12 protein-coding genes are annotated in these 15,706 nt (G+C 63.4%); 4 read left to right on the forward strand and 8 right to left on the reverse strand.

The window, feature by feature from the left end; all coding sequences use genetic code 11:
• Positions 1-48: 48 nt before the first annotated feature.
• From O1Q03_RS04275 to O1Q03_RS04295, 5 genes are all read right to left on the reverse strand, one after another.
• A complete protein-coding gene (locus O1Q03_RS04275) occupies positions 49-1,086 on the reverse strand; it encodes a hypothetical protein (RefSeq protein WP_269501793.1) in 1,038 nt (345 codons plus the stop codon).
• Positions 1,087-1,219: 133 nt separating this feature from the next.
• A complete protein-coding gene (locus O1Q03_RS04280) occupies positions 1,220-1,663 on the reverse strand; it encodes a hypothetical protein (protein WP_332112510.1) in 444 nt (147 codons plus the stop codon).
• A 26-nt stretch (positions 1,664-1,689) separates the two neighbouring features.
• Positions 1,690-2,379, reverse strand: coding sequence for a pilus assembly protein (locus tag O1Q03_RS04285; RefSeq protein WP_269501795.1), 690 nt, complete (start codon positions 2,377-2,379; stop codon positions 1,690-1,692).
• A gap of 31 nt (positions 2,380-2,410) precedes the next feature.
• Positions 2,411-4,543: a TcfC E-set like domain-containing protein gene (locus O1Q03_RS04290; RefSeq protein WP_269501796.1), complete on the reverse strand. Its 2,133-nt coding sequence runs from the start codon at positions 4,541-4,543 to the stop codon at positions 2,411-2,413.
• 241 nt (positions 4,544-4,784) lie between these two features.
• A complete protein-coding gene (locus tag O1Q03_RS04295) occupies positions 4,785-5,315 on the reverse strand; it encodes a CS1 type fimbrial major subunit (protein WP_269501797.1) in 531 nt (176 codons plus the stop codon).
• Between the two features lie 752 nt (positions 5,316-6,067).
• On the opposite strand from O1Q03_RS04295, the gene O1Q03_RS04300 reads away from it, so the two are divergent.
• The 4 genes from O1Q03_RS04300 (at position 6,068) to O1Q03_RS04315 (ending at position 11,242) form a co-directional block, all read left to right on the forward strand.
• Positions 6,068-6,667 carry a fimbrial protein gene (locus tag O1Q03_RS04300; protein ID WP_269501798.1) on the forward strand — a complete coding sequence of 200 codons (600 nt, stop codon included), beginning with the start codon at positions 6,068-6,070 and terminating at the stop codon, positions 6,665-6,667.
• Positions 6,668-6,729: 62 nt separating this feature from the next.
• Positions 6,730-7,446, forward strand: a complete 717-nt coding sequence (locus tag O1Q03_RS04305) for a fimbrial biogenesis chaperone (protein ID WP_269501799.1) — start codon at positions 6,730-6,732, stop codon at positions 7,444-7,446.
• 172 nt (positions 7,447-7,618) lie between these two features.
• Positions 7,619-10,054, forward strand: a complete 2,436-nt coding sequence (locus O1Q03_RS04310) for a fimbria/pilus outer membrane usher protein (protein ID WP_269501800.1) — start codon at positions 7,619-7,621, stop codon at positions 10,052-10,054.
• Between the two features lie 141 nt (positions 10,055-10,195).
• Entirely contained in the window at positions 10,196-11,242 is a 1,047-nt protein-coding gene (locus O1Q03_RS04315) for a fimbrial protein (RefSeq protein WP_269501801.1), read from the forward strand.
• Positions 11,243-11,405: 163 nt separating this feature from the next.
• Here O1Q03_RS04315 and O1Q03_RS04320 read toward each other — a convergent pair whose 3' ends face one another.
• The 3 genes from O1Q03_RS04320 to O1Q03_RS04330 all read right to left on the reverse strand — a co-directional run bounded on the left by O1Q03_RS04320 (position 11,406) and on the right by O1Q03_RS04330 (position 15,674).
• Positions 11,406-14,408, reverse strand: coding sequence for a hybrid sensor histidine kinase/response regulator (locus O1Q03_RS04320; protein ID WP_269501802.1), 3,003 nt, complete (start codon positions 14,406-14,408; stop codon positions 11,406-11,408).
• A gap of 81 nt (positions 14,409-14,489) precedes the next feature.
• Entirely contained in the window at positions 14,490-15,149 is a 660-nt protein-coding gene (locus tag O1Q03_RS04325) for a response regulator (RefSeq protein WP_269501803.1), read from the reverse strand.
• 336 nt (positions 15,150-15,485) lie between these two features.
• On the reverse strand, positions 15,486-15,674 hold the full coding sequence (locus tag O1Q03_RS04330) for a hypothetical protein (protein ID WP_269502051.1): 189 nt from the start codon (positions 15,672-15,674) through the stop codon (positions 15,486-15,488).
• Positions 15,675-15,706 lie beyond the last annotated feature (32 nt).

Below are 15,706 nucleotides of genomic sequence, written 5' to 3' on the forward strand. Positions count from 1 at the left end.
TCAGGCAAGCACACAAACAATTCAGGATAAGTTTTTTCATACCGCCCCCTACGATTTCGTGACGACCGTGAAAAACAGAACGTCGTTGTAGTCGCCGTCTTTCAAGCCGCGATCCACGGTCGTCCTGAACGTCGGAAAGAAGCAGGTTCTGCCCGAGCTGTCGAGCGACAACGCCGCGTTGTTCGCGTTCGGCAAGTGCAGTGTCGACGAGCCGCTGTCCAATGTCACGTCGTACGGTATGAGCTGCGACGAGTCCTTGTCGTTCTTCATCCGATACCGGTTCCCCACGATGCCGTTGAGGTTGCTCGCATTGATCACGAACTTCTTGCCGCTGACTGCGGAGCCGAGATACGCGAAACAGAGTTGATCCGCGTTGGTCGACAGGACCTTTTCCGAATCCCCGTCGGGCAGTTCGCCGAGATTCCAGTCGGGCGCGGTCATGCGGATCCCGATTGGCGGCGGCGGCGGCACCACCGGATCGACCAGAGCACAGTTGCTGGAGGTTCCGAAGCGCCCGAGATAGGCGGCCCCCGAGCTATCCGCGACGTCGGCTCCGCTCGTGGAATTGCCGGCCCGGATGGAAAGCGCGGGCCAATCCGACAAGACACTATTGTCAATGACGACTTCCACGTCCGCGACAAAGGCTTCGCTCCGCTTCCACTCCCGGGCAACTTCCGGATATTGCCCCCCGCAGTTCACGCACGAATTGGTGCCCCCGGTATACATCTGGTAGCCCCATCCCCCTAGCCAAAGGGTCTTGTACGGAATCCCATTCATCCGGACAGTCTTTGCCGGGGACGATGACTGATTCATCGTCCCGTTCTTGTCATACGTATAAAGCAAAACTCCCCGCGAATAGAAACGCCACTCATTCCCGATATGTCCGGCGGCCTCCTTGAAGTTGATCGACACTCTGAGCGTACTGGTTCCGTCGCCGTTCTCCTGCCACGAACACGCGCCGTATCCGTTGGTCAGCGGAGATTCGATCAGTTGGCTCCACGCGAATGCGCTGACGGAAAGCATGGAGAGCAAAGCACTCAGCAAAAACGTCTGGGTCCACTTGAATACCCGTGTTTGAATTCTCATTTTTCCCATCCACTGTCAAAGCAGTTTAGCCGGCTATACCGTGCGCTAAACCGCATGCCTGCTTCGTCGCACCGACATCATCCGGCCAGTACGACTTGATGACTACGATGGCCGGTTGTCACCTCGAACCCGCTTATCGTCTGTCGCCCGCAAGCTGATAGACGACAACGCCATAACCCACGCTGATAAACAACGGCGCGACCGCACGGCCTGTATCACCCGCGTCGACGGCAATACGTTCGCGAGGACGAAACGTGAGCCGCCAGACCTTTGCCTCGAGCGGTGCAGCGAGTTCCTTCAGCGTCATCTGGTATTTCTGCCCGGGCGCCAAGGTCAAATGGCTTGGCTGTGCCAGCAAGGTCGGGCGGTCCATCTCCTCGATCGGCACGAGACGCTCGGGGGTTTGCCCTGGATTGGCGACCCACTGCTGCGTGACGTCGAGATAGAGCGGCGTATCGCCGACGTTCTCGGCCCACAGCTCGCCGGCCGGCTTGCCCGGCGCGAGCGTGAGCTCGGTGCGCGACAGCTTCAGCACGCCGGCGGCATGGCCGTGCGTCGCGCACAGCGCGGCCAGCATGCCGAGCACCCAACTTCGAGTACGGCTCATCCCCCACAATCCAGCGTGACCGGCTTGTCGTCGACGCGTAACGTCATGTGCCGGGTCGCGAAACGCTGCGGCGTGCCCGGGAATACGGCCAGCGTTTGAGCCGGTTTCGACCGGTCGTACACGACGTCGGTAAACACCTCGCGAATGTTGCCGGTATTTTCGAGCGTCAGCCCACCATTCTCGCAGCGATGCGTCCAGCCGGACCGTTGCTTGTCCGGCGGCGGCATGTGCCGGACCAGCACGCCATAGCCGATCGCGACCGACATCGGCACGGTAATCTTGTCTTTCGGTGCATCGTCGACCTTCAGCGATCTGACCGGCACGATATACAGCCGATACAGTTCCTCGGCCTCCGGTTCCGTCAGCGATTTCAGGACGATCGCGCGCGTCTGGCTCGGCCCGAGCGTCAGCTTGTCCGGACTGGCGAGCATGCCCGGGCGTTCGAGTTCGCCCAAGTCGACTTTCTGCTCCGGCGTGATGCCGGGATTGGTGACCTTCTGTACCGAGATGTTCAGGTACAGCGGCAGGTCACCCAGGTTCTTCACGGTCACTTTCTGCTCGTGCGCATTGAACACCTTCGTCGTGGCCGGAAACACCATCAACTCGCCCTCGGCATGCGCAGCATGGCTCGCGCCCAGCAACAATCCGCACAATGCGGACAATACAACTCGCAGCTTCTCTTTCATGTCCTTGTCTCTTCGATAATCGACCGCCCGGTCAATTGCAGCTGTAATAGTTTCCTTCCGGCTTCCTCAGATCGCAGCTATAGCGCTCGCCGTCATGCTCGACCGTGATGGTCGACAACATCTTCTTGCTCACGATCGAGAACAACCCGTTCGGATGAGCGGTGTCACCGGTTTCAACGATCTTTCCGCTGACCGGCTTCCCTTCCGCATCCTGCAGGAAGCCGCTGTAGATCATGCTGATGTCGACGCGGGCCTTGGCCGAATACACCTGCCCCGGATGCGCGCGGACGATGTTCGCCGGCACTTCGATGTTCATGTCGAGGTTCTGGCTGTTGCTCATCACACGTGCGAACGGCACATCGCTGTACGCATTCAGCGGCACCGCATACGTGCTGTTGCCCGCGACGGGGCTGCCTTCGACGTTGAAGCCGTAGGCCAGGCCGTCGATATCGGGCGTGCGCAGCAGCATCGCACTGCCGCTCGGGCTGTAGCGCCCGAACGCGATCCCGTCCTTGCTGGCGGCCGCCATGCCGCGGTAGTTGAAATCGACGTTGGTCGCGATGCTCGAATGCCCGACATTCAGCGACGCATCGCCGCGCGAGCCCGAACGCGAGCCGTACGCGTTGATCGAATAATCGTTGCCCATCCGGTTGGCGTTCATCCCGATCGTCGACGTGCCGAAGCCGTCCAGGAAATCCTTCCGGACATCGGCGCTCAATTGCGTCTGCCCGCCGGAGTGCGCGGCGGCGAAGCTCCCCTGCACCTTGTCCAGCGTCATCGTCATGTTGAAATACACACCGTAGCCGTTGCTGCCGCGCTGGAAGCCGCCTTTCTGCACGCCCAGCGCAAACGTGGCCCACAGTCCGTTCGGACGATAGTTCCAGCGCACCTCGGTCTGATGGGATTGACCGAAGTTCGACTTCTGGTAGTTGTAGCTGAAGATCGCCTTGCGAATGTTCCGGCTGTACGACACGGCCGTGCTCGGCTGCCCTTCATAAAAACGCGACACGTTCGTGTTCTGGTAACGGCTGACAGACAGCATGCCGAGCATCTCGTGCTCGAGGCCGAGATTCACGTAGCCGCCCGTGCTGCGCTCGCCGCTCAGGATGCCCAGTGTCGGCATGATGTCGACGCCGGCGACCTGCGACGGCCGCGTCACGTTCACTTCCCCGGCCCACTTGCCGCCGCGGCCGGCCAGCATCGATGCGTTCAGGTAGAACTGCTGCAGGTTCCGGCTCAGCGCGGCTTCGACCAGGTAGCCGCCGCCGTCGTACATGTTCTTGCCGGCCGTCACGTGCCACGAATTGCCGCCTGCCGCGCCGAAATTCAGGTTGTTGATCTCGCGCCGCTCGGTGGTGACGATGTTGCCGTTCCGGTCGACGAGACGCACTTCCATCGTGTAGTAGCCACCCGGAAGATCGGCGAAGCTGATTTCGTTCCGGCCGATTGCCGCCGGGCGCTTCGTAATCAGCCGCCCGTTCCGGTAGAACTCGTAATTGCCGTCCACGGTTGCATACAGGATCAGCGAGCCCGCGTTGCCCGCGACCTTCAAATGCGACTGGCTGCCGACCGTCACGAACTGGTCGAAGCTCGGCGAAAGCAGCGTGCTGACGGCGCCCGACGAATAGTCGACGCTGTTCTGCTTGCCCGCGCGGACGTACGTATTCGAAAAATTCTTCTGCAGGTAATACGACGATACGCCGCGCGTGCCGCTGGAATACTGGCGGGAGTGCATGTCGTTCACATACCAGTTCACGTAACCGAAGCTCTGCGCCGGCAAGCCGACCCATGCATTGCCGTTGACGTTCACCGCCCGATATCCATCGGAGGCCGCGCGCAGATCCAGCGCCTGATTGCTGACGATGCCCAGGCCCGTCTGCGGCGCGACGTAGTCGTCGCCCGAATCGCGGATCGAAATCGACCGCCGGAGCTTGTCGACGGTCACGTGATGGCCATCGATCTCGATGTCGCAGCCCTTGCTGCAACGCTTGTAATCCAGTTGCTCGATGACGTGCTTCAGTGTCTCGACGTCTTGTGCCGGAATACCGTTTTCCCGATACTTCTCTTCGTCGAACGTGAGCGCCCCTTGATCGACCGAATAGCTGACGAATCCCGGCAGGGTCCGCCCGTTGAAGGTCGCGACATAGCTCGCGCTGTCGTCCATCTCTGCCGCACTGAATCCGTCCGGCACACCATACGAAACCTTTAGCTCTGCGAATGAGTTCGTTGAAACAAAAATGAACGCACCGAGCCAAAGCTTGTTGAAACGGAACGGAATTTGATCGGCGGACACGCTATTTATTCTTTGGAGACGATTGAATGACGAGCGCGCCTGCTTGACTCTCGGCACGGCGGGAGAAGGAACCCCGTATCGACGGGGTTCCGGCATGGATACCGACTACGGCTTACGGATTGCCGCCTGCTGCGGCCGGCTCGAACACCATGACGAGATCGCCGCTGTAGCTGCCGTTGGTGCTTGCGTTACCCACCTGCGCCGGCGCATCGACCTTGATCTTCAGATTGTGAACTTCGTCAAAGCCACCGTTGCCGGAGACCGTCTGCGTGATCTTCTGTTGCGCGCCGTACTTGACCTCCGAATCGCCCGCCGCGCTCGACAGCGTGACCGCTGCGTTCTTCATCTCGTACTTGCCGTTCGCCATCTTCAGCGGTTGGGCCAGCGACACGTTGAAGTCGGCACCCTTCGTCCAGACGCGGACCGGCAGCGACCGCTCGAACTTCGTCTGCGAGTAGTCGGTGGCTTCCAGTTCTTCGGTGCCGTACCAAGTCGCCCCGTCCGGCTTCGAAACGAAAATGCCGTCGTTGATTTGCGCGGTCAGCGTGATCTTCTTCGAGACCGGTTCAGCCTGGACCGTATGCGCCATGCCGAACAGTGCTGCGCTTGCGCCGAGTGCCAGAACGATTTTGCTGAGATTCATCGGAATATTCCTTTAAATTAAATTAAAACCAACATCAATTTGTGGAAGTTCATTCCACTGACGAAATTCTCCCAGAATCTTTTTCTGAAAACGATAGGACATTTTCTAAATACACCTCTGGAAACAGTTAGTACGAGTACGATTTTTACATTTAGCCTTCAAGGCCCGGACAGCTGATAATTGATTCACATCCAAGATGACGCCACACGTCAGGTTTGAGCGTCGGAGAGAAAACAAGAAATCAAGAAATCGCCGCACTGCCCGGAAACGCCGACCATCCGGCCGGTCGAGCATCTGAAACGCGAAATCCGTGGCGGCGGCAATTGTCACGGCCGCACCTGAAGGCGACACGCGGATTGCCGGAACGCGTACCGCCGCCGAAACCGAACGACGCCACGCTTTCCGCATCCCGGTTTTTCCGGGGTATTCCATTTCACGATTGCGGGAGACCGGGGAAATTCAGCGAGCATTTAATCAAATGCATATGGAATAAGAAAAAGTCCTATATTTGGTTTCGGCATTTTGAAAAATCCGAAAAATAAACAGCCAGCAAAAATTACACTCTTTTAGCAGCACGCCTTGTCAGGCATGCATCCCCGGATTACCCCAAAAAAATTTAGTACTTGTACTAGCAAAATACCGCCCCCTTTCGTACCAATCCAATTGAGACAAATGCAACTCAACCGCTACCATTGTTGCAACTCTTGAAAGAGTTAATTTCCTTCTCAATCACGTTTTGAACCGGAGCCATCTTGAACTTCAACAAATCCCTCATCGCACTCGCCGCAGCCGCCGCATCGTTCGCTTTCGCCCACTCCGCCATGGCGGCCGACGGCACCATCAATTTCACCGGCGAAATCACGACGGCGTCCTGCTCGCTCACCGGCGGTGCCGGCGCGACCGTCGGCGGCTCCAAGGGCGACCAGACCGTCGCGGTCAACCTCGGCAAGGTCAGTGCCGACGCGCTCGGCGGCAAGGCAGGTAGCGGCATCGCGGCAGGCACGCAAATCAACCTGAACGTCAACTGCGGCGACACCGGCACGGGCCTGAGCACCGTCAAGCTGAAGTTCGACCCGCTGTCGGGCTCGGGCCTCGACGGCAAGAACAACAAGCTGCTGAAGACCGTGGGCGGCGCGGAAGGCGTCGGCATCGGCCTGTACAACACCGACAACCAGCTCCTGGATCTCGCGGCGAACGAAACGTTCGACGCGCCGCTGGTGAAGAGCGGCACGGATGAGGCCCCGGTCTACACGGCCGAACTGGCCATGCGCGCCGGCTATGTCGCGAACGGCGAAACGGTCAAGGCCGGCACGGCGAACGGCACGCTGCCGTTCACGCTGACCTACGAGTAAATCCCCCTCGGGCGACGCGACGCAGCTCCGTCCCGTCGCCCCTCACTTCTTCCAGGGTCATCATGAAACGATCACTCATTGCCGCGCTGGTCGCGGCCAGCTCGCTATTGCCTTACTCCGGCGCGTCGGTCGCCGGCATCTCGCTCAGCGCGACGCGGGTCGTGTATACGGCGCAAAGCAAGGAAGCGTCGTTGCTCGTCCGGAACCCGTCGGCGGACGACGTGATGATCCAGTCATGGCTGGATACCGACGACACGACCATCGATCCGCCATTCGCGATCACGCCGTCGCTGAGCCGTCTCGATGCGCAAAGGCAGCAGACCCTGCGCATTTTCTATGCGGGCCAGGGCTTGCCCGCCGATCGCGAATCCATGTTCTGGCTGAGCGTCCAGGAAATTCCGCAGAAGGCCAAGGAAGCCAACACGCTGCAGATCGCGGTCCGCCAGCGCATCAAGCTGTTCTATCGGCCGGCCGGTCTCGAAGGAAAGCCCGTCGACGCACCCGCGCAACTCCAGTGGCGCTGGCGCGGTACGGACGGCAAGCCCGGGCTCGAGGTGACCAACAACAGCCCGTATTACGTGTCGCTCGCCAAGGCGACGCTTCACGCAGGCGCCCAGTCTCACCCGGTCGACACGGCGACGATTCCGCCGAAGTCGACACACCGGCTCGCCGTCAGGCAGGTTTCCACGCATTCGCTCGCGCCAGGCGCGACCGTCGATTTCGAGTCGATCAACGACTACGGCGCAGTCGACGCCCACCAGGCGGCAGTCTCGAACTGACCGGCGGCATGAACGAGGTTGGCGCATGGCATCTTTCGATTCAATTCGCATTACATAATTTTTAAAGGACGGGCGTTTCTGGATACAGGCCGACGCACGTGATCAAGGCATGGACACCAACGAAAAGAAAACCGACTTGCGTGCAGCGGCTTTGCAAGGAACATGCTGCCTGGTGGCCCTCGGAAGCCTGGTCACGCCCGCCCTCGCGCCGGCGGCGGAATTCAACGAACTGTTCCTCAAGAAGGGCGACGCCCCCGTCGCACTCAAGTATCTCGAACAAGGCAGCGCCGTTCCGCCGGGCATCTACGACGTCGACGTCTCGCTGAACCAGCGGCTGCCGATGCGCAAATCGATCGCCTTCGCCGCGAACGACGCCGGCGAGATTCGCCCCGTGATCACGCTCGGGCTGCTCAAGGCGCTCGGCGTCGACGTGGCGCGGCTCGTGCGCGAGCAAAAAGTCGCCGCCGATCTGCCGGACGACGCGCCGATCGACCTGCAGGGCCGGATCGACGGCGCATCGGTCGACTTCGACGTCGCCGCGCTGTCGCTCGCCGTGCGCATGCCGCAGGTCTATGTGCCGGGCCACTCGCGCGGCTACGTCGATCCGTCGCAGTGGAACGACGGCGTGACCGCCGCGTTCACCAACTACCAGGCGAACTTCAGTCACGATGCCGATTCCGGGTACAACAGCAACTACTACTACCTCGGCTTGCGCAGCGGCCTGAACCTCGGCGGCTGGCGGCTGCGCAACGATTCGTCGCTGAACGGGCAGCGCGGCACCGCCTCGAAATTCACGTCGAACCGCACGTACGTCGAGCGCGACCTGCGCGGCATTCACGGGACGCTGTCGGCGGGCGAGCTGTTCTCGAACGGCGAGATCTTCGAGAGCGTCCGTTTCCTCGGCGCGCAGGTCAATTCCGACACGGGCATGCTGCCCGACGACGCAGTCGGCTACGCGCCGGTCGTGCGCGGCATCGCGCAGAGCAACGCGGTCGTCGAAGTGCGCCAGAACGGCTACGTGATCTATTCGACGAACGTGACGCCGGGCGCGTTCGAGCTGAAGGACATCTATCCGAGCGGCTCGAACGGCGACCTCGACGTCACGATCACCGAATCCGACGGCAGCGTGCGCCGTTACACGCAACCCTATTCGTTCCTGCCCGTGATGATCCGGCGCGGCGCGATGCGCTATGCGTTCGCCGCCGGCCAGTACCGCGGTTACGGCGACGCGCGCCCGACTTTCGCGCAGGGCACGCTGGTATACGGCTTGTCCGACAACTTCACCGGCTACGGCGGCCTGATCGGTGCGCAGAACTACGCGGCGATCGCGCTCGGCGTCGGCTTCAACTCGCGGTTCGGCGGACTGTCGTTCGACATCACGCACAGCCAGTCGAACGCGACCGGCCGCAAGGCGAGCGGGCAGAGTTTCCGGTTCCTGTACTCGAAAACGCTGACGGCCACCGACACCACGTTCACGATGGTCGGCTATCGCTATTCGACCGACGGCTACCGCACGCTGGGCCAGCACGTCGACGATCTCGACAAGCTGCGCAACGACGGGCTGCGACGCCAGAAGAGCCGCGTCGACCTGAACATCAATCAGTCGCTCGGCCAGCGCGGCTCCGTTTACGCAAGCATCAGCGAGACGAGCTACTGGAACCGCGGCGGCACGAGCCGCAACTACCAGCTCGGCTACAGCGGCGCGGTGAAAAGCGTCAGCTACAGCGTCGCGCTCGCCCGCACGCAGAACACCGGACCGTTCGGCAAGGCCGACACTCAGGTCTCGGCGATGGTCAGCATGCCGTTCGGCAACAGCATGCGCGCGCATCGCGCGTACTCGAACGTCGTCGCATCGATGCGAGGCGACGTGAGCGCACAAGCCGGCGTGTCGGGATTCCTGGACGAGCAGAACCGCGTCAACTACTCGGTGCAGGCCGACTACCAGAAGGACAACGGCACGTCGGGCGGCATCGGGCTCGGCTGGGACACGTCGACGGTCAAGCTGGCGACCAACTACAGCCAGACCGGCCACGGCCGGCATGTGGACGTCAACGCGACCGGCTCGATCGTCGCGCACAGCGGCGGCATCACGTTCGGTCAGCCGGTCGGCGAGACGTTCACGATCGCCGAGGTGGCGGGCGTGAAGGGCGCGCGTTTCGATGCGTCGTCGACCATCAGCACCGACTGGCGCGGCTACGCGGTACTGCCTTACATGCAACCGTATCGCTACAACTGGCTCAACGTCGATACCGAGAGCCTCGGCGGCAATACGGAAATCGTCGAGAACGCCAAGCTGGTCGTGCCGACGCGCGGCGCGATCGTCAAGACGCGCTTCAGCGCCGAAACGGGCCGACGCATCCAGTTCGCCGTGTCGACCGCGGACGGCGCCAAAGTCCCGCTCGGCGCGACGGCGTACGACCAGGACGGCAAGGTGCTCGGCATGGTCGACAACGCGTCGCGCGTCCTCGTGTTCGGCGTGAAGGACCAGGGGCGCCTGTCGATCAAGTGGGGCGACAGCGCCTGCGAAGGCGATTACACGCTGCCGCAGCAGAACAAGTCGCTCATGTACGAGCGGGTCGACATGATCTGCCGCATGGCCGGCCGCTGATCGTCACGGCGGCGGATCGATGCTGCCGGCACATCGCCGCAGCGCCCGTTCGTTGCGCGGATCGGCCGTTCAATGCGAGCCGAACGCAGGGCGACCGACGTTCCGACACCCCATTACAGAAACCAGAGAGGATCAGATCCGATGTTTTCCTTCATGCGAACGCTCACCGGGAACCGATCGCGTCACGTCGTCGGTCACTGCGCCATGCTGCTGGCCCTACTCACAGCCAGCACGTCGGCCCAGGCGGCATGCAAGATCAGCAGACAATATGTCGGCGAAGTACAGACTTCCGTTTACACGGTGAATTTCGGCGCGCTGCCCAGCTTCGATCCAACGGTGCCGGACGGAACGATTCTCGCCAGGGCGCAATCCCCGATGCAGGATGTGACCACGAATATCGGCAGTTGCACCAATCCCAACAAAATCGGCAAGATGGAATCGGCCGGGATCGGGCCGATAGACGCCCGCTTCAACACCTATGCCACCAGCATTGCCGGTATCGGGCTTCGCGTAGGTCAATTTTACGCAGGCAGCTCCCTCTGGTGGAATCCGCTTGTGTCCGACCTCTCGGGAGCGGATGGCTTCACGTTCCTGCCGACCTACACCTTCGTCGTCGAGATCGTCAAAACCGGTCCAATTACGGCCGCCGGCACACTAACCGGGGACATCGGCAAGATCTCGCTGGTCAATCACGGGCAAGTCGCCGTTCTCGTGCGGCTCGGCGGCGCGGTCGCGATCAAGCCGCTGGTGCCGGGTTGCAAGGTGATGACGCCGAAGATCTCCGTTCCGCTCGGCAAGGTTCCGATGTCCACGCTGAACCGCGACGGCCAATCCGCCGACAAGCCCTTCGACATCAACCTGCAATGCTCCGGCGGCACGCAAGGGGCGACGACACGCATGTTCATCACGCTGACGGACGGCACCAATGCAGGCAATCGCAGCACCATTCTCGGGCTGGCGCCCGGCTCCGCGGCCGAGGGGGTCGGCGTGCAGATCATGAACCAGTCGACGCCCGTGTCGCTCGGACCCGATTCGAGCGCAACCGGCAACCCGAACCAGTGGTTCGTCACCGAGACGGGGAACCAGAACGTCACCATCCCGCTATCGGCCCGCTACGTGGTGAATGGCGCGGCGCTGAAGGCAGGCACGGCCGATGCCGTCGCCACGTTCACGATGAGCTATCAGTAACCGGGAACGCGTCCGGACAAACCGGCGTACCCCCGTCCGGTTCGCGTTGTCCGCGCGCCTGCCATCCCGGCGGGCTGCCCTCGGGTTGCGACGTTCGACCCGCTGCCGCGCGATGCACAGCGGGAGCGCCATCTCGCCGATGCGGCCGCCGCCACACGTCGGACTACGCCAACCGTACGAGCGCCTGCTCGATGCACGCCCGGAAACCGGGCCAGCCCGCGTGAAGCGCGTTGCGGTCGCCGTCGTGCGCGATACGCTCCAGATCCGCGCACGCGTCGCGCGCCGCCACGTCGCCCGCCAGCGCGAAGCCGCCGCGCATCGAATGCAGTTCGATCCGGACCGGCTCGGCCTCCCCGTTCGACAGTGCCGCCTCGATCGTCGCCAGCGAGTGCAGCGTCGCACCGCGCAGCTTTTCGCGCATCTCGTCCGTCATCGCCGGCAGCGACCGGTCATCGGAGTCGTCCCGATGCGCACGGGCCGACTCGCCGCGCAGCCCGTGCCGCCGCAGCACCGCGTCGAGCGCCGCGATCGACAGCGGCTTGAGCACCACCTCCACCGCGCCCACCTCCGCGCAGCGTCGCCGGTCCTCGTCGGTCACATGCGCGGTCATCGCGATGACCGGCACGTTCGCGCGCTGCTCGCGCAGGAAATTGGCAAGCGCGAACCCGTCGAGCTCCGGCATGCCGAGATCGGTCAGCACCACGTCGAACGGCTGCGCGAAAAACGCGCGCATCGCCTCGATGCCGTTCGCAACCAGCGTCGCGTCGTACTGCAACGCATCGAGTTGATCTCGCAGCAGCGCGCGGCTCGCCGGATGATCTTCCGCGACGAGCACGCGCAACAACGCACCGTCGGCCGCCCGCATCGGCTGCGCCGGCACCTCGGCCGGCAGGTCGTCGAACACGACGCGCCATCCGGACGGCGCGTCCGGCAGCGGCAGCGTCGCGACGAACGTCGTGCCCGCGCCCGGCATGCTGTCGACCGCCAGCGTGCCGTGCATCAAGCGCACGAGGCGTGCGCACAGCGGCAGCCCCAGCCCCGTGCCGCCGAAACGCCGATAGATCGACGGATCGGTCTGCACATACACGTCGAACAACGTCGGCAGCCCTTCCGGCGGAATGCCCATCCCGGTGTCGCTCACCGCGATCTCGACGCCGCGCATGGCGCCCGGCGGGCCAGCCGGGCGCGCGTCGACCGTCACGCTGCCGTGCTCGGTGAATTTGATCGCGTTGCCGACCAGATTCGACACGATCTGGCGCAAGCGGGCCGGATCGCCGACGTACCCGTCGGCCATCCCCGGCGCGAGCCGGCATTCGAGCGCGAGCTGCTTCGCGTCGGCGAGCGGGCGAAAGATCGCCGCGACGTCGCGCAGCACGGCGCGCAAATCGAACGGAATCGCTTCCAGCACCATCTGGTTGGATTCCGCCTTCGACAGGTCGAGCACGTCGTTGATCGCGTGCAGCAACGCATCCGACGACGACATGACCGTCTGCAGCCGGCGACGCTCGTCGGCCGGCAACTGCGCACGCGCCATCAGTTCGAGATTGCCGACGATCGCGTTCAGCGGCGTGCGGATCTCGTGGCTCATCGTCGCAAGGAACGTCGACTTGGCCCGGTTCGCATCGTCCGCGGCTTCGCGCGCCTCGCGCAGCGTGTGCTCGACCTGCTTGCGCGCGGTGATGTCGGTCAGCGTGCAGAGCAGCACGTCGACGCCGCGATAGCGGGTGCGCACGATATGCGCGGCGAGATAGGTCGTGCCCGATTCCGGCAGATCGACCGACAACTCGTGCGTGACTACCCCCCGCGTGCGCCCGGCCTGGCGGCTGTCGCGATACGCTTGCCAGACCCGCCTGCCGAGCGGCGCCCCCGCGACCGCGCGCTCGTAACCCTGCGCGGCCTCGTTGCGCACCATCGTCTCGCCGTTCGCGAGCGACAGCAGCATGAGCCCGGCCGGCGCGGTGCGGATCAACGTCCGGTTGAGCGCCTCGCTTTCGATCAGCCGAATCGCGCGGCGGTTCGCCGGACGCAGCGCACGCTGATCGAATATGACGATCGCGCACCAGACGGTGCCGATCGCCAGCAGCGCGAGGCCGATCGCGATGCCCAGATGGGCGACCATGTCGCCGATCACGCGGCGCCACGAGAACGTCGCGGTCAACACCTCGCGGAACCCCGGCATCCGGTCGCCGATGACGATGCTCGTGCCGACCCGGTGCGCCGCCGCGCGCTCGCCGCCGTCCGCCCGCGCGTAGTCGAGCGCGCGGGCCGTCAGCGCCGGTGCGACCTGCTGGCCGAGGAGGACCTGCGCGTCCGCATCGACCAGCGCATAATCCTCGCCGTCCGGCGACGCATGCAGAAGGCTGTCGACCTCCGGACGGCTCACGATCACGTACCATGCGATCGGCTTGCCGTGCGCATCCCGCACCGATTGCGCGAACCTCAGCACGGATCGCCCGAGCAGCGGATCGTACCGCCGGTCCAGGAAAATCTTCCGGTTGTCGGGCGCCGCCGCCGCCGACACGAATTCGGCAGGCGGCTGCAGCTGCCGAATCAGCGCCCGCACGTCGAAGCCCGCCGGCAGGGCGCGCGTCGGCTTCACCAACGGATACCCGGTCACGATGACGAAGTTGCCGTCCGGATCGATCAGATAGCCGCCCATTCCCGGATCGCGCGGCTGTCGTGCCGGCATGACGCCCGTGATGTCCACCTGCTCGAGAAACGCCGCGAGAAAGGGCGCGTAAGCGCCCGTTGGCCGGGACGACGGATCGACCGCGAACGCCGCCACGGCGACGCGTCCCGCCCGGCCGAGAACGGCCAGCCTGCCGTGAGCGTCGGCGTGCCGCCCGAGCGCCCCCAGCGCGGCGACCGGCCCGTGCCGGGCCATCAGCTCGAAGTTTTCGACATAGCGGTTCTGGAGCGCCCGGATCACCTCCATCTCGGCCAGCACGTCGGCCTTGCGGACCAGAAACTCGGCGCGATACCGGACCAGAGACTCCGCCAGGTCGAGCCGCACGGCCAACGCCGCGCAAACCAGCACGAACACCGTGATCGCCACGCCGCTCCCGTACAGCAACCATTGCTGCTGGCGCCGAACCCGCCCCGGTTCGAACGGTTTGCGCCCCCCCGCAGTGGCATGCGCGATCAGTGTTTTCAGTTTGGTGGGCATACGTGTCGTCGAAGTCGCCTCGGCGCCGGCACGGCGCGAGGCGCTGTCCGGTTCGCCCGGTAGGGTCCGCCGAGCGCCCGCCTACGCATCGGCTTCGGGAAATTCGGGCAACTGGCCCTCGCTCGCATAGCGGATCAGGTCGGCATCGCGGACGATGCTGAGCTTCTTCATCGCGCTCGATTTCTGCGAACTGATCGTCTGCTTGCTGCGATGCAGGTGGACGGCGATCTCGCCGACCGTCAGGCCGGCCCCGTAAAGCCGCACGACTTCGATCTCGCGGGCGGTCAGCGTGCGGGTCCCTGTCGACGGCCGGCAGCTCTCCAGCAGCTTCTTGACGAACGGAGAAAGATAATTCGCGCCGACGAAGGCCGCATGCACCGCGCCGACCAGATGCGAAATCGCGTCGGACTTGCTCAGGATGCACCCGACACCCTGCTTCTGGATCGCGAGCAGCACGTTCGGGTTGTCGATCATCGTGATCGTCACGAGGTGAAGCGCAGGGTAGCGACGCTGCAGGAACGACAGCAACGCAAGACCGTCGCCGTACTTGCCGCCGGGCATCACGTAGTCGACGACGAGCACGTCGCTCTGCTGCTCGTCGAGCATCGCCACAAGGTCGGTCGAGTTCGAGACGGTACCGAGGAGCTTGATCGTGCTGCTACCCGCGAGTGCCTGCGACATCCCGAGTGCGGACGAAGGATGATCATCCGCCACCATCACTCGCACAACAAATTCATCCATCTCTATTATTCTCCCGGTACACGCGGCCCGACGTGCCATGTTGTGCGACGCGCCCGATTCGAATCCAGTCCGCCGCAACACGGTTGCGTTGCGACGTTCGGCGAACCGAGCGGTGCGCAGCGTAATTTTAAGATAATAGGCGGACGCTGCGGCGACATAATCGGATGTGACCCTCTGCGCCCGCTGCCATCCGGCGCAACCGCCGTCTCGCCAATCGATGCGATCCACCCGACGCTGTGGCCCGAACCCTCGGCGATCTGCCGCCCACGCGCCTCCGATCGGCGGCGCCGCCACGCCGTCGACCCGTCCCGTCCTGCAGGTGGCCGAAGCCGCTGCCTAACGTTTGACCACGGATTTGTCCGGTTCACCTGACCCGTCATCCGCGGCGTGCTGCCACTCGATGATGACCCGCCGCTTCTGCGACGGCGACATCATCATGAATTCATTCAGTTTCATCAGAAAATCCCGTCTGGATTTCTCCGGCAACGTCGCGAATCCAAGCAGCAGCCCGAACACCTTTCCCATATAGCGCACGGCCTTACCCTTCCTTCTTCAGT

This window comes from Burkholderia sp. IMCC1007 (genome assembly GCF_027257875.1).
Classification (GTDB): Bacteria; Pseudomonadota; Gammaproteobacteria; order Burkholderiales; family Burkholderiaceae; genus Burkholderia.

Excerpts from the sequence above, each read along its gene's own strand:
- O1Q03_RS04320 (WP_269501802.1), bottom strand. The coding sequence starts at position 14,408 with ATGCCCACCAAACTGAAAACACTGATCGCGCATGCCACTGCGGGGGGG.
- O1Q03_RS04275 (WP_269501793.1), bottom strand. The coding sequence starts at position 1,086 with ATGAGAATTCAAACACGGGTATTCAAGTGGACCCAGACGTTTTTGCTG.
- O1Q03_RS04280 (WP_332112510.1), bottom strand. The coding sequence starts at position 1,663 with ATGCTGGCCGCGCTGTGCGCGACGCACGGCCATGCCGCCGGCGTGCTG.
- O1Q03_RS04315 (WP_269501801.1), top strand. The coding sequence starts at position 10,196 with ATGTTTTCCTTCATGCGAACGCTCACCGGGAACCGATCGCGTCACGTC.
- O1Q03_RS04330 (WP_269502051.1), bottom strand. The coding sequence starts at position 15,674 with ATGGGAAAGGTGTTCGGGCTGCTGCTTGGATTCGCGACGTTGCCGGAG.
- O1Q03_RS04285 (WP_269501795.1), bottom strand. The coding sequence starts at position 2,379 with ATGAAAGAGAAGCTGCGAGTTGTATTGTCCGCATTGTGCGGATTGTTG.
- O1Q03_RS04290 (WP_269501796.1), bottom strand. The coding sequence starts at position 4,543 with ATGGACGACAGCGCGAGCTATGTCGCGACCTTCAACGGGCGGACCCTG.
- O1Q03_RS04325 (WP_269501803.1), bottom strand. The coding sequence starts at position 15,149 with ATGGATGAATTTGTTGTGCGAGTGATGGTGGCGGATGATCATCCTTCG.
- O1Q03_RS04295 (WP_269501797.1), bottom strand. The coding sequence starts at position 5,315 with ATGAATCTCAGCAAAATCGTTCTGGCACTCGGCGCAAGCGCAGCACTG.
- O1Q03_RS04305 (WP_269501799.1), top strand. The coding sequence starts at position 6,730 with ATGAAACGATCACTCATTGCCGCGCTGGTCGCGGCCAGCTCGCTATTG.